Origin of the sequence: Aureispira sp. CCB-E (genome assembly GCF_031326345.1) — a bacterium.
GTDB lineage: Bacteria > Bacteroidota > Bacteroidia > Chitinophagales > Saprospiraceae > Aureispira.
The window spans coordinates 6,213,102-6,227,526 of record NZ_CP133671.1 but is presented as its reverse complement, the minus strand read 5'-3'; the positions used below and the strand labels follow the sequence as shown (position 1 = coordinate 6,227,526).

The window sequence follows — 14,425 nt, the reverse complement described above, 5'->3', positions numbered from 1 at the left end:
AAAATTTGTCTTTATAAATTGTTTTCTTGTTGGCAAGAAGGTAAAAAAAAAAAGTGCTTCCCATTAATTGAGAAGCACTTTTTATATCGTTACTATTATAAAAATAGTTTAGTTTAATTTGAATCGAACAGGCAAGTTGTATTTTACACGTACAGCTTTACCACGTTGTTTTCCAGGAGTCCATTTTTGAGGCATTCTATTCATCATGTTAATGATTCTTAATGCTTCTTTTCCACATCCTCCTCCTGGATCACGCAAAATCTTAGCATCTTTGATAGAACCATCTTCCATGACGGTAAAACTTACAACAGACATTCCTTCAATTCCGTTTTCACGAGCCATAGTAGGATAGCTGATGTTTTCGTAGATGAACTTCAATAATTTCTGATCCGCACAAGCTTTTTTTGCATTATTGTCACCTGCTTGATCTTCACAACCAGGGAAGCGAGGCATTTGCTCTACAATTGTAAAGATTTCTGGCTCTGGCTCTGGTTCCGGCTCTGGTTCTGGCTCCGGTTCTGGAGCTGGACCATCTCCATAAGGACCATCATAGTCGGTAGGAGTATCATTAATTTCTGTATCCTCTTCTATTTCTTGATCTTCCTGTTCCACTTCTTCTACTTCTTCCTCCACTTCCTCGATTTGAGCTGGTGGTGGTGGTGGTGGTGGTGGCGGTGGTGGTGGTGGTGGTTGAGGTGGTGTATTTGGTGGTTCCGTCATAATCTCTTCGATGTCAGGAATATCATCAAAAGTCAACAACTGAGTAATGGTAACATTTGTCCAGTTGATGATTAGATAAATTGCCAACAAAGCAATAACACGGCTACCATAGGTAATCGTACGTGTTTGCTTGAAAACATCTACCTCTTGATATTTCCGAACCAAAGCAGATTTGCTTTCAGGGCTATCACTGTTTTTGCTTAAAAGTTCCTGAGATTTTTTATTCAGGTAGAATTTGTAGCCGAGAATCATACCATATACTAATACGGCAATACCTATCAAGCTCAAAGCCAATTGACCACCTGTTATCTCTGGACCTGCGTACAGCAAAACACCACCTAATTGCAGTCCGTTGATTAACATAAAATATGCGTTTTAATTAAAAAATAAATTTCTAAAAAATTTAGTGTATAAACCTTCAGACAAATATAACTAAAATCTTTGCCCGAACGAATGTTCTAAAAAATTAATTTCTGTTATCAAACCATTATTAGTAATAATAGTTGTACAGCAAGTTATATTTTAAAGTATTTATTGTATGCACTTTTATAATAAACAAAAGCACCTACCAATGTTCCAACAAAATTGGCAAGCATATCAGCATAGTCAAAAGAACGACCTGGAATAGTTGCTTGCACAAATTCTAAGCTAATCCCATATGTTCCTGCAAGGATCATGCAAAATACAATCCAAGATTTTGCTCCTTTTCGCTTCCAAGAGAGGCTGCGAGCTACTCCGAAAATTAATAGAAGCGTTAAGATGGCATAAAAGATCAAATGCCCCACTTTATCTGGAGACAAAAAATTCCAAGGAATGTGTGGTAGATTAGAAGTCGTTGACAACGACCATATCAAGACAGCCCAAGCAATTGCTGGTATAAAATACTTAATGTTTGTCCAATTAGGCACTAACACTATCTTTGTAAGCTGCAGCATCCATCAACTCATCCAATTGAGCAGGGTCTGAGAGCTTAATTTTTATCATCCAACCTTCACCATAAGGATCTGAATTGACTAATTCTGATTCATCTTCTAGTTGTGTATTGAACTCTAAGATGGTACCAGATACTGGCATGAATAAATCAGAAACAGTTTTTACAGCTTCTACACTACCAAAAACCTCTTCTTGGTCTAGGGTTTCTCCCTCACTATCGATGTCAATGTAAACAATATCACCCAATTCACCTTGAGCAAAATCAGTAATACCAATATAAGCTTCATCTCCTTCTACACGAACCCATTCGTGGTCTTTTGTGTATTTTAAATTTTCTGGAAAGTTCATAGAACAAAATCTATTGATTGAATTAATAAAAATTGTAGAAATATTATTGGTTCCAAAGTTAATTTTTTTTTCGAACCTAATAGCATAAACTTCCTAAAAAACATTTTTGCATCAGAACTTTTTCTTTTGTACAGAACACCTCTTATTGTAGAAGATGTTGCAAATGTTATTTTTGGTGTGTTGAGCAATAAAAAAAGTTTAAGAAGGGCTCTAATCACAAATATTTTCTATATTTGCCTTATAATCATTTCTACCATGTTAAGAGCATTAGCCATATTGTGGGTTTTATTAATCAGTATTCAATCTTTCTATCAAGGATTGATTTATACTTATTATGTCCTTAACAAAGATTATATTGCTGTTCAGCTTTGTGAAAATCGGGCAAAACCAGAATTAGAGTGTGATGGTAAATGTCATCTTAAGAAAGTTTTGAGAATTTCTAAAGAGCGAAAAACACAAGAACCTCAGCCATTTTTACCTAGCTTAGAAGAGATTAAACCACCTGTGTTATTTTATGAGCAGGTTACCTTTCATTGTTTAAAACCAATCCTTAGCAGGCAATTCTTCTTTGATAAAAGAGCTCTTTTTGAGTATGCTTTTAACTACCATTATATGCCTGTATTTGCTGATTTTGAGCCTCCTAGGGCTTAACTACTATTGCTTTATGTGATGGTTGCTATTCAACTTATATTGATCTAGTTGATGAATAAAGGGCTCAATTGTTATATGTCCTAATGTCAATATTCAATGGATTGCGAATGTCTATACAGATCGTCTTTGAACTATTAATAGATTGTTATTAAGTGAGTTGTCATGCCGTATTGTAAGAATAGGTCTTTTGTACGGAAACTTTTGAGGCAATTACGTAAGTCTATTTCTATTTTTGAATCTAATATTATTAGGTTAAGGGGACACCCTTGCCTAGTATAAGTGGTTGTTTAATAGTTTGTTTAAGAGATTTGTATCGTTGTTAGTAAAACCAAGAGGTATAAGTATGAGGTGTCATTAGTTTGGGTGAACAATACCAATGAACTCATGATGTCTTCCTTTCCAATAGAATCAGCACTAAATTTAATATTAAAAATAAGATAGGTCTATGTACTAGATCTCTAGACTAAATGCTAATCAATTAATGGTAGCATTATATCCAGCTTAAATGTCATATTTTGATATGCATATAGGCTAAGGTTTTTATTGTCTAAGCTCAACCTAATGCAAATTAAGCAAGTCAAGCCATGGGCATGATGGTAGGAGAGTACTAGAGCTTTTGGGTATACGAAATTCAGAATGTTTACTCAGTTGATCTAAACGACACAAAATGCACTTAGTCCTGTGTTCTTTGAGCGCTCAAAGGATACTTTATCACTAGAATAAGTAAAAGGTCAGAAAAAATAAGAACAAAAAATGGGATTATTTTTTTGCTAATCAAAGAAGAAAAAGGAAGGCTGTTTTAGCTACGCTGCTACTGCGTGGTGCTTGTTATTTTTTTTGAACGATTACTTAGCTGCTTAGTATTTAACGAAATATCTAAGTACAGGATTCTTATGTCCTTTTATACCTAAAAATTTTTCTATAAAAATTGTATTATGAAAAAAGCAACTATTATTTGTCTAATGGCTTTTATGGCCATTATAACCCCTCAGTTAATTATCGCTCAAACTACAACTGTTACAGGAAAAGTTGTAGATGGACAAACCCAAGAACCTTTGGTTGGAGTGAATTTGTGGATTGAATCAAAAACGACAGGTTCTATAACCAATACAAATGGAGAATTTGTGCTAACGGCAACGGCTTCTGATATAGTAAAGATTTCCTTTATTGGTTACGAAATCCAAGAATTAACAATAAGCGAATTGCCACCTATAATACGATTAGAACCAAGCATAGCCGAGTTAAGTAAGGTTGTTGTTTCTGCTAGTCGAAATCAACAAGATCGGGCAGAAGCCCCCGCAGCGATTGCGGCTGTAACGGCAACGACGATTGATGACACTAGAGCTACTTCTTTGGATCAACTACTCAACAAAACACCTGGTGTTTTTATGGTAGATTTGGGAAATGAGCAACACAGTATGTCCATTCGCCAACCGTTGTCTTACAAAAGCTTGTTTTTGTATTTAGAGGATGGCTTACCCATTCGCCCAACAGGTGTTTTTAATCATAATGCCTTGTTAGAAATGAACCAAGCCAACATCCGACAAATAGAAGTCATTAGGGGACCTTCTTCTTCTTTGTATGGAAGTGAGGCAATAGGAGGAGCCGTTAATTTTATTACTTTACGCCCAACTTCTATTCCTACAGCAAGTATCCGATTGCAAGGAAACACCTTAGGATACAAACGAGTAGACTTGAAGGCCGCTACTACTATTGGCAAATTGGGGCTTGCTTTTTCTGGATATTACGCCAATCGAAGAAACGGATTTAGAGCGCACAGTGATTTAGATAAACTGGCAATGACTTTAAAAGGGACGTATAAGGTTTCTGAAAAAGATTTTTTATCGGCTGATGTCACTATGATTGACTATAAATCGGATATGACAGGCAGCTTGGATAGTGCACGTTTTTATAGTCGAGAATACAGTTCGCTTCATACTTTTACCAATCGTGCTGTTTGGGCATTGCGTTCCAAAGTTCAATACAAACGTTATTGGACAGATCAAGCCAAGACGAGTGCGACTATCTTTTTTAGAGACAATTCCATTCGACAAATCCCCTCGTATCGGGTTAAAGACGATTGGTCGCCTTGGGGAAATCCAACAGGAAATAAAAATTTGGCACATGGAGAAAGCAATAACAATAGCTATAAAAGTTTTGGAGCGTTGGTACAACATCGTCAAGAGTTTGATTTTTGGCAAACAGCACTGACCGTAGGTGCTTCTATAGATGTAAGTCCCAATACTTACCAAGCAAATTATATTTCTATTGTTAAAAATGATGAAGGGGTTTATACCGATTATGTTAATGAAGTAGATTCTATGCTGACCAATTATGAAGTGGGATTGGTAAATCCTGCAGGTTACGTTCAATTAGAAATGACACCTTTTAGAAATTTTAAATTAGTAGCTGCTGCTCGTTACGATGCTTTTATTTATAATTATAATAATCATCTTCCTACTACGGCATTTTCAGGTGCTCCAGATAATGTAGATCAATTCTGGGCATTAACCCCAAAAGTTGGCGTTACCTATAAAATTGCCAAAACATCTGGTGTATATGCTAATTTTAGTCAAGGTTTTGTACCGCCTCAAATTGGAGAGTTGTACAGAGGAGTAAGTGTTCCTGTTTTAAAACCTGCTACTTATAATAATTTTGAATTGGGAAGTTGGATCAATTTGCTAAAAGGAAAACTACATTTGGATTTGAGCCTCTATTTGATGGATGGATTTAATGAAATTATCTCTGTTCGTCAAGACAATGGTGCGTCTATTAATCAAAATGCAGGACAAACTAGGCATATGGGGGTAGAGTATGGAGTTTATTTTAGTCCTATCAAAGATCTTTCGATTCGAGTGACTGGATCTAATGCTGCTCATGTTTTTATAGATTATAAAGAAAGTGGAAACGACTATACTGGAAATAGAATGGCACAAGCGCCTACTTGGCTATTGAATGCAGAAATAACTTACAAACCACGATTTATCAAAGGGTTCCGTATTAGCCTCGAAATGATGCACATGAACCAATATTATATGGACGCTGCGAATACTAAAACTTACCCTGGATTTTTAGTTTTTAATGGTCGTGTAGGCTATACGATCAAAGGATTTGAACTATGGTGCAACGTAATGAATTTTACCAATCAACTCTATTCCCCCAATGCTAGTTTGTCTAGGTGGGGAGAAAGACTAACGGTAGGAAACCCTATCCATCTGAATGTGGGGGTTGGATATAACTTTGTTGCGGGTATGTATAAGAAGCAATAATTTGAAGTTGGGACTGTTCTGTTGTGTCTTTATGTTTGTTATTCAGGTTACTGTTTATACAAAATAACCTACAACAGGCAGTCCATTTTTTGTGAACTAGTGGCTTTTTGAAAGCCTATTTAAAAGCAATCGTCTGTCTTAGATTAGAATGTCTTAAAGGTTGAGGAAAGACGGATGATTATACGATCAAAATCATGTTTAAAAAAATATATCAATGGCATCATCGTATTGGGTTGCTTGTTTCTATACCTGTATTGGGATGGTGCATTAGTGGTTTGACGCATCCAATGATGGCGCATTTATTTAAAATAAAACCTGCTCAACGCTTTGTTGTGCCCCAACCAGTTGCTTTGGACACAACTAGCATTGCTTTGGGAGAAGCTTTGGAGCAACATGGTATCACATCATTTAGTAATTTTAGATTGGTGCACTTTGAGAAAGAAACCTATTATCAAATTATCAGAGAGGGAAAAGAAACAGAGTATATTAATGTTAAGAATAACACATTGTTAAACAATGGAGACCAACGTTATGCAGAATATCTAGCGCGCTACTTTTTAGGCGATGAGCAGCATCCAATTGCCAGCTTAACAAAGCTAAACCAGTTTACCTTCGAGTATAAATTTATCAATCGACTATTGCCAGTTTATAAGGTTTCTTTTGATCGTTCAGATGGTATGGATGTTTATGTAGAAACGAATAGTTCTAGGCTGGGAACAATGAACAACCGAACAAGAAAAATTTGCATTGCTATTTTTAGTTATCTCCACAATTGGAATTTTTTGCAAGGGATGCCAAAACTAAAGCTTTTCTTAATGCTTTTATTTATGATCATGGCTTTTGGGGTGGCTTTTAGTGGTTTGGTCATCTATGGTTTTTTATGGAAACGAGTATTTCCTACTCATGCTGTCGAAGCTAAGAACCGAAAATGGCACCGTCGCATTGGTTTAATGGTGGCTATTTCAACACTGGGGTTTGCTTTTAGTGGTGGTTATCACGCGTTGGCTAAAGCAAATACTGCACAAGTCATTTCTGAAAAAGCACCTGTATTTTCTTCTACAGAGGTAAAGCAGCTGCCTGCTTTGGTTCGTAAAATAGGGGATCGTTTGGTAAAAAATATTTCTATTGTATCGATAGACCAAGTCAACTATTTTCAAGTAAATTGGATGGAAAAAGCAACAGAAACCAGTTATTTTAAAACGACTACTTTAGAACATTTAGGAAAAGGGGAGGAACGTTACGCTATTTACCTAGCGAATCAATACACACAATTGCCTGCTAAAAAAATTGTCTCTGTAACTCCTATTCAAGCATTTGGTGGAGAATATGGTTTTATCAACAAGCGTTTGCCTGTTACTAAAATTCAATACGATACCAAGCAGCAACATAGTGTGTATGTAGAAACTTCTTCTGGCAAATTGGCGGCAACTATTTCTGCTTCAAAACGCTTGGAAGCATTTAGTTTTTTAATGTTACACAAGTATCATTTTATTGACCCAATAGGAAAAACAGTTCGAGATATTATTATTGTAATTATAATGATAGGAATTATTTTGGTAAATGTTTTGGGAATTGTTTTGTGGTTGAATAGACCAATAGTTCGTTGAAACCACGCAGTAGCAAAGAAGTAATCAATAGCCAAGTAGCAGTGTATCTAATTACTAAAAGATAGCGAATAGCCATTTTTTATACTAAAAAAAATGGAGTTTGCAGAAGTAGAATTACTTAGCAAACTCCATACCTTTATAACAATACAAATCTATGATAGATATAAGGCTTTAAGGTTTAGTTTTTTTGTCAATAGTTTGTTGGAACCACGCAGTAGTAGCGTAGCTAATAACTATTGTTTGTTATTAAAATGAAAAACTTACTCCCAAGAAAATTCTACGAGGACGAGAAATATTGAGAGGGTTGTTCATGCGCAAATTGTATAACATCTCGTAGGAATCTGGTTGAGAAGCAGCAAAACCAGGTCCAGAGCTATTGGCTGTTGTCAAAAATCCGTCGTCATAAGGAGAACCCGTAACTGGATAAACAGCGTGTACATTTTGGGTGTTCAGCAAGTTGGTAATACGTAGATAAACGTTTAAGTAAAGTGGATTTTTTGAATTTTTTCCAATAACAAAGCTGCGATCTAACTTCATGCCCAAGCGGAAATTCCAAGGAGTTCTTGCTCCATTGATACTACCTTCTGTAATTCTGTCAGAGAAACTATTTCCAACATCTCCAGGAATTCTTTTTCTAGTATAAGGACGTCCAGAGTTGGCATTAACACTAACGCTCAAACCTGTGTTTCCAAATAATTCAAAGTTGCCAATTTTAGGACCAAAATATTTATCTCCACTTTCGAAGCGGTAATCAATATTGGTGTAAAAAGTATGCCGCTGATCAAAATCCAAGGCAAATACATATTTTAATTCTTCTGCTGCTACTCCTGTAGAAGATACTGGATTAGAACCTGTTCCCTCCGAAAATTGCAAGGCATAGTTGGCAATAATTCTAAGGTTTTTGTGGCGTAGCGTTTCGTATTCTAACTTAAATGCTTTGGTGGTAGAAAAATCATCGTTTCCAAACGTAGAATAAGTATTAGGATAAGCATTGGTATATTGTTGTACTTGAATCAAATCACGCTCCTCTTTGTATACCATAGACACTTTTACTTTAGAAAACCTTGTTAACGCTTGTTGAAAACCGACTTCGTAGTTAATAGTGCGTTCTGGCTTCAAATTAGGGTTGCTGATAATGCCTCCTCCATTTGTTATTTCTCTAAAGTTGTAATAATCCAATGCAGAAGCATAAGCACCTACAGGCGGACGTTGAGATAAAATATCGTAATTAGCATAGAAATTAGATTCATTAGAAATGGGGAAAGAAATAGAAATACGAGGCATTACAATGACAGTAGGTTTATAATCTACAAATGCTTTGTTGGGATCATAGTTTTGACCTTGAGGATCTATCTCTGAAGTACCAAATCCTTTTAAAGCAGGAATAAAGTTAGCTCCTAACTCGCTTGCTGAATTAACAGGGAGACCTTGTGCATTGTACCATTGGTTGCCATCTCGATAACCAACAATATTAGCATCTTTAGTATTTTGATTGACATAAACGGCGAAGTTATCACCAATATTACTAGGTCTGTTGTACTCCGATGTTTTTCCCGCATCGTACAAAGAAGAGCTACTTTCAAATTCCGCTGCTGTTTCATAACCTGTGATGCTGTAAGGATCTTTCAAAACACTGGTATTGGCATCATAACTATCGAAGCGAACCCCAAAATTGCAGATAATGTCTTTGTAAACAAATTTATCTTGAATGTATCCTGCCAAATAAATCGGCTTGTGAGGAGCAACTGGGCGTGTTTTGATGCCATTGGCATCCGTTGCCGTAAAGAAATCATTAAATTGAACATTAGCTCCCAGTGGGTTTCCTTTATAGTCATAACCATAATAATTGATAATTCCTTGACTACCTGTAATAAGCGTTGACGGTTCAAACCATTCCAATTGCATTTGATCTGGTGTTAATTCGTGGACAGATATCCAATCTCTTTTGTCATATCCCAGTGCTTCTCTCAAATTTTTTCCAAATTCAGTCATGGCAGTTTCATTCCCTTCGGCATCTTTTCTGATTAAACTTTCATACAATTGATAATTGCGTTGTGTAAAAGGGTCGTAATAACTTTCACCAGTAGGGCGAGAGCGATCTGTTGCATTAGAAATATGTGCATTGGTAGTTTGATAAGCAAAACGCCATAATGCAGTTGGATTGATGTTGTAGCTACGCTCGATGCGTTGCTCAAACGTTCCCCCTAATTGCAATTGATGACGAATAGGGTTACCTGAACGTTGATTGGTAACCAAGTCAAAATTGACTTGAGCGTTTCCACGTATTTGCGATTGATTGCTTTTGCTAAATCCAGCGCCTGTTTGGTGAGGAGCATTATACAAACCGTAAATACTGTTGCGGCTTCCTGTATTCAAACCATTGATAACCTCCATCTGATTGAGATTAGTTGGTGCATCTGAATTCAGAGGGTCTGGTTGAGGAATCAAATTATTATAGGCAGCCAGACCTGGATTAATGTCCCAATTCGGTTCGTATTTATCAAACGCATTAAAGAAAGAAGCGTGCCCCGTTTGAGCTTTGTAAGCAATAATCTCTCCTTGAGAATTATAAATAGCCAGAGAGTCTACGACTCCAATAACAGGACGTCTACTTTCGTAGAATTTCCCAACATAACCATATTCCCAAAAGCGATTCCCATAACGAGCATCTTGCGATTCAAAGTTGGTTTGATTGTAACTTGCTGTTAATTCATAACTAAGGTTTTGAAAGGCAGGTTGCAAACTTTTTTCATCTTGTTCTTCATCTGAATAATCTGGAATCGTAGAGTTTACGACATGCCTAAAACGGGCATTAAAACCAAGGTTATTTGATTTTCTATCAGGATTAAATTCATAGTTTAGGAGTTGATTGCCAATGGAAGCTGTTTTTCCCCAATTAAAAATACCTTCTGAACCAATTGTAAGAAAGAATTCTTGAGAAGGCTTATATTCTATGGTTCCTGAATACTGTGCATAAGAAGAACGAGCATTGGAGCGAACATTTGTTTTTTCAAAATCATCTTCTGTCAAAAAATCAGTGGCATACACAGACCCAGCGCCATTAGGATTAGCAATCAAAGGATTGGCTAAGATTTCTTTTCGCTTTTCATCTTTGAGTTTTAAGGTACTCAAAGCCGATGGGCGAGGATCTTTTGTGGTAAAATAGGAACCAGAAAAACGATATCCCAAAATGGTAGATTTGACAACTTTTTCTCCTCGTTTGACAGTATCGCCTAATGCGGTTAAAATAGGCTTGGCAATAATTGGTCCAGAGAAAAAGCCATTGACTGTATTCTCGCCAAAATTGTCTAAAAACTGAGAACTTTCAAGTTGAACTCCTCCGCTAAAGCGATTAGATGGTCCTTTGGTTATAATATTCGTAATAGAACCTGTTGCATTTCCATATTGAGCGGGAATACCACTTGTCATAATCTGAATTTCCTCTACTTCTAGATCTGCAATGGGAGCACTACCGTTTAACACAGGAACACCATTGACTAGAACCAAATTACTAGTTGTTCGACTGCCACCCGAACTAACCGCTTCTCCTGGTTCCAAGGCATTGACCGTAGCAGTACTAAGAATAGCACTACCAATACCTCTATCAGGATTGTTTTGGATGAAACTGGCATCTCGTGTAGCACCGCCTATATTTTTTCCTGCATCAATGATTTTGGTATCATATATTGTTGTCTCTGGACCTTTAACAGTAGCACTAATCAAAATGTCAAATTGCTTTGTCTCGTTGGTAGAAATCTTAATTCCTTTAATTGTTTTGGAAGGATAACCTGTAAAAGCAATAATGATATTGTAAGTGCCACCATCAATATTAGAAAAATTATAATTACCATCAAAATCAGTGGTTGTAACGGCAATTTGATTGTCGTCTTGCATGAGGGCAAGGGTAGCATAAGGAAGTGTTTCCTCTGTGTCTTCGTCAATCACTTTGCCAAGTAGGCTAGTTTGTGCCCATGATGTGCTACTGCCAATAAGGAGTAGACTTAGGAGTATTAGGTATCGCATAACCAAGTAAGCTTTTATTGTTAGTAAAAAAGCCTTTTCGGTTGAGTTATAACAAGATTGAGAGTGGCATTTTTTATTTTCTGATAATCAATGTGATGTAGCAATATGTATATCGCAAGAATTATATAAAAAATGCCTAGAGAGTAGTAGGAATTGATTCAATATGCCCGTATTGTCTCTTTTCCATATTACAAATATGAATAGAATAAAAAATTAAACAAAGCACAAAAAATAGCCTTTCTCTAAAAAGAAAATAATATATCAGAGCTCAATTCTTGACTTTGAATGCTTATTTCCCAAAAAAAAAGAATAAAGAAACCTCTAAAAAATTGTTAAAGAATGTAAAAAAAATCCTTAAAATTGAAATCGAGTCCTACTTAAAAGGTTTTATATTAATAATTTTGTATATTATATAGTACGTCATCCCTCTATCATCAAAATATCCCCACCAATGCATAGATACTTATTTTTGGGAGTGCTACTATTTTTTATAGTTTATTGTAGTACAAGCGCGAACAGCCAAGACAACAATAAAGGTCAACTAGTAAGAGGTTTTATATTAGATAAATTTTCTAATGTGCCTATAGAAGGAGCATTGGTTGAATTGCTAAACCACTCGCCACGAATAACAGCAATCTCAAATGCTGATGGCAGTTTTGAAATGCAAGACATTCCTGTAGGGCGTCAACGAATAAGAATAGAACACGAAGGTTTTTATGAGAATATTGTTTCTATTTTAGTTGACGCAGGAAAAGAAGTTGTCTTAGACATAGATTTGGAAGAAGAATACAAGGCAGTCGCTACCATTACCTCCAAAAGGAAAAGCAAAAAAGAAGATAAACGAAGACTCCGAAATAGTCGCTTGGAACCAAGCAACAAAATGATTACTGTAAGTTATCGAAAGTTTGAAATAGAGGAAGTTACACGTTATCCTGGAGGTTTGGAAGATCCTGCTCGATTGATTGCCAATTTTCCAGGTATGTATAATATCGACGACCCTCAAAACTACATTGTGTCAAGAGGAAATAGCCCTTTTGGAATTCATTGGCAAGTAGAAGGAGTCCCTATGGACAACCCGCATCATCTAGGGCGCATAGGTAATTCGGGAGCAATTTTTCCTGTTTTGAATACGAATTTATTGGCAGACTCTGACTTTTTAAACGGTGCTTTTTCGGCAGAATACGGCAATGCTTTTTCGGGAGTTTTTGATATTAATATGCGAAAAGGGAACAACCAACGATTTGAGTTTACAGGAGAATTGAGTTTGTTGGGAGCGGAAGTTTTTGTGGAGGGACCTTTCAAGAAGGGAGGGGCATCTTTTATGATTAGTTGCCGCTATTCGGTTTTGCAATTGATCAAGTTATTGGGCTTTGATACTGGGAGTAGCTCTAGTCCTGGATATGGAGATTTAAACTTCAAAATTGATGTCCCAACTAAATCAGCAGGAAGTTTTTCTATCTTTGGAATCGGTGGTCTTGCAGATGTGGCATTTTTAGCTAATAAATATGATCCTAATGATATTTTTGCCAAAGAAAATGTTGATATTTATACCGAAACTCAATTGGGGTTGGTTGGCATTTCACATAAGAAATTTATCAAAGAAAAAAGTTATTTAAAGACAACAGCTTCTTATTTGTTTGAAAATTATACGTCTAATAAAGATTCATTAGATCAAGGGGGGGGAGGAGCAAAAATTCCTTATTATACTGCTAGAGTAATGCGACACAGAGGAGGGCTAAGTAGCACGTTTAATACAAAACTCAACACACAATTAACATTTAGGACAGGTGGCTATGGCTACTTATTTTTGTTTGATATTAAGGATAATGACTTGATAAAAGGGCGATTGGTATACGATTCGGAAGATATTTTGTTTCATTTAGGCGGTTTTGCGCAAGTCCAATATAAAGTTTCCCCAAGATTTGTTATTAATGCAGGAGTTCATGCTCAATATTTTAGTTTAAACAACCGTTCTTGGGCTGTAGAGCCTCGCATAGCGCTGAATTGGTATCTGGGAAAACGGCATCAATTGAGTTTAGGATATGGATGGCATAGTAAAATTCAACCTTTTTCGGTTTCCTTTTACGTTGAGCCAGAAGGAGTGGGACAAAATGCTTACAATACAAGCAATCGAGATTTAGGCTTTATCCGAAGTCATCATTTGGTATTGTCTTACAATTTATATTTGGCACAACAATGGGCCTTAAAAGCAAATGTGTATGGTCAGTATAATACTAATATTCCCATTAGTCAGACTTCAAGTAGCTTTTCCTTAATCAATCATGGTGTCTATGAAACACCACAAAGAGTAGATTTAATAGACGATGGAATAGCTTTTAACGCAGGAACAGAATTATCTATAGAGAAATTTTTTAGTAAAGGGTATCATGGGATAATTTCTGGGGCTTATTTTCGTTCCCGTTATAGGGGAAGTGATGGTGTTTGGCGAAATACTGCCTTTGATGTTCAATATGTATTGCAAGTTTTAGCAGGAAAGGAGTTTAAAATTGGGAAACAAAAAAGAAACGCAATCACTTTAGACCTTCGATTCAACCACAGAGGAGGTACACCCTATATCCCAATTTTATTAGAAGAATCAATTGCACAAGGAAAAGAAGTTCGAGACTACGAAAATTCATACGCTGTAAGAAATGAGTCTTATACTCGAATTGATATAAAAATAGGTGCTCGATTTAACCCCCGTAAAAAGAAAATTTCCCATTATTTCTTCATTGATTTTATCAATGTTGGTTTGTTTCAGAATGCACGGCAAGTTCGATACGATGCCGAGCAACAAAAAATAGTACAAGGCGAACAATTTGGATTGATTCCCAACCTTTTTTACCGCATACAGTTTTAAAATAGCGAATTAAG

Annotated in this window: 8 protein-coding genes; 4 read left to right on the top strand and 4 right to left on the bottom strand. The window is 36.2% G+C overall.

Features of this window, described 5'->3' with window-relative positions:
* Positions 1-108: 108 nt before the first annotated feature.
* From QP953_RS24155 to gcvH, 3 genes are all read right to left on the bottom strand, one after another.
* Positions 109-1,083 (bottom strand): energy transducer TonB, encoded by a 975-nt coding sequence (locus QP953_RS24155; protein WP_309553210.1) that lies wholly within the window; start codon positions 1,081-1,083, stop codon positions 109-111.
* Between the two features lie 152 nt (positions 1,084-1,235).
* A complete protein-coding gene (locus QP953_RS24150) occupies positions 1,236-1,628 on the bottom strand; it encodes a VanZ family protein (protein WP_052592746.1) in 393 nt (130 codons plus the stop codon).
* The gene (gcvH, locus tag QP953_RS24145) at positions 1,621-2,001 is read right to left on the bottom strand and encodes a glycine cleavage system protein GcvH (RefSeq protein ID WP_052592748.1); all 381 of its coding nucleotides are present in this window, start codon (positions 1,999-2,001) and stop codon (positions 1,621-1,623) included. The genes QP953_RS24150 and gcvH overlap by 8 nt, the downstream gene beginning before the upstream one ends.
* Positions 2,002-2,256: 255 nt before the next feature.
* Here gcvH and QP953_RS24140 point away from each other — a divergent pair, with 255 nt between their 5' ends.
* The 3 genes from QP953_RS24140 (at position 2,257) to QP953_RS24130 (ending at position 7,528) form a co-directional block, all read left to right on the top strand.
* Positions 2,257-2,652, top strand: coding sequence for a hypothetical protein (locus QP953_RS24140; protein ID WP_052592752.1), 396 nt, complete (start codon positions 2,257-2,259; stop codon positions 2,650-2,652).
* Positions 2,653-3,587: 935 nt separating this feature from the next.
* Positions 3,588-5,921, top strand: coding sequence for a TonB-dependent receptor domain-containing protein (locus QP953_RS24135; RefSeq protein ID WP_309553209.1), 2,334 nt, complete (start codon positions 3,588-3,590; stop codon positions 5,919-5,921).
* A gap of 194 nt (positions 5,922-6,115) precedes the next feature.
* Positions 6,116-7,528 carry a PepSY domain-containing protein gene (locus QP953_RS24130; RefSeq protein WP_309553208.1) on the top strand — a complete coding sequence of 471 codons (1,413 nt, stop codon included), beginning with the start codon at positions 6,116-6,118 and terminating at the stop codon, positions 7,526-7,528.
* Positions 7,529-7,774: 246 nt separating this feature from the next.
* On the opposite strand, the gene QP953_RS24125 is transcribed toward QP953_RS24130, so the two are convergent.
* Positions 7,775-11,551 (bottom strand): TonB-dependent receptor domain-containing protein, encoded by a 3,777-nt coding sequence (locus QP953_RS24125; protein WP_309553207.1) that lies wholly within the window; start codon positions 11,549-11,551, stop codon positions 7,775-7,777.
* Positions 11,552-12,002: 451 nt separating this feature from the next.
* Between QP953_RS24125 and QP953_RS24120 the strand changes: the two genes are divergently transcribed.
* On the top strand, positions 12,003-14,411 hold the full coding sequence (locus QP953_RS24120; RefSeq protein WP_309553206.1) for a TonB-dependent receptor: 2,409 nt from the start codon (positions 12,003-12,005) through the stop codon (positions 14,409-14,411).
* Positions 14,412-14,425 lie beyond the last annotated feature (14 nt).

Bases quoted from the DNA above. Each gene is read 5' to 3' on its own strand.
- QP953_RS24135 (WP_309553209.1), top strand. From the start codon at position 3,588: ATGAAAAAAGCAACTATTATTTGTCTAATGGCTTTTATGGCCATTATA.
- QP953_RS24130 (WP_309553208.1), top strand. From the start codon at position 6,116: ATGTTTAAAAAAATATATCAATGGCATCATCGTATTGGGTTGCTTGTT.
- QP953_RS24125 (WP_309553207.1), bottom strand. From the start codon at position 11,551: ATGCGATACCTAATACTCCTAAGTCTACTCCTTATTGGCAGTAGCACA.
- gcvH (WP_052592748.1), bottom strand. From the start codon at position 2,001: ATGAACTTTCCAGAAAATTTAAAATACACAAAAGACCACGAATGGGTT.
- QP953_RS24120 (WP_309553206.1), top strand. From the start codon at position 12,003: ATGCATAGATACTTATTTTTGGGAGTGCTACTATTTTTTATAGTTTAT.
- QP953_RS24140 (WP_052592752.1), top strand. From the start codon at position 2,257: ATGTTAAGAGCATTAGCCATATTGTGGGTTTTATTAATCAGTATTCAA.
- QP953_RS24155 (WP_309553210.1), bottom strand. From the start codon at position 1,083: ATGTTAATCAACGGACTGCAATTAGGTGGTGTTTTGCTGTACGCAGGT.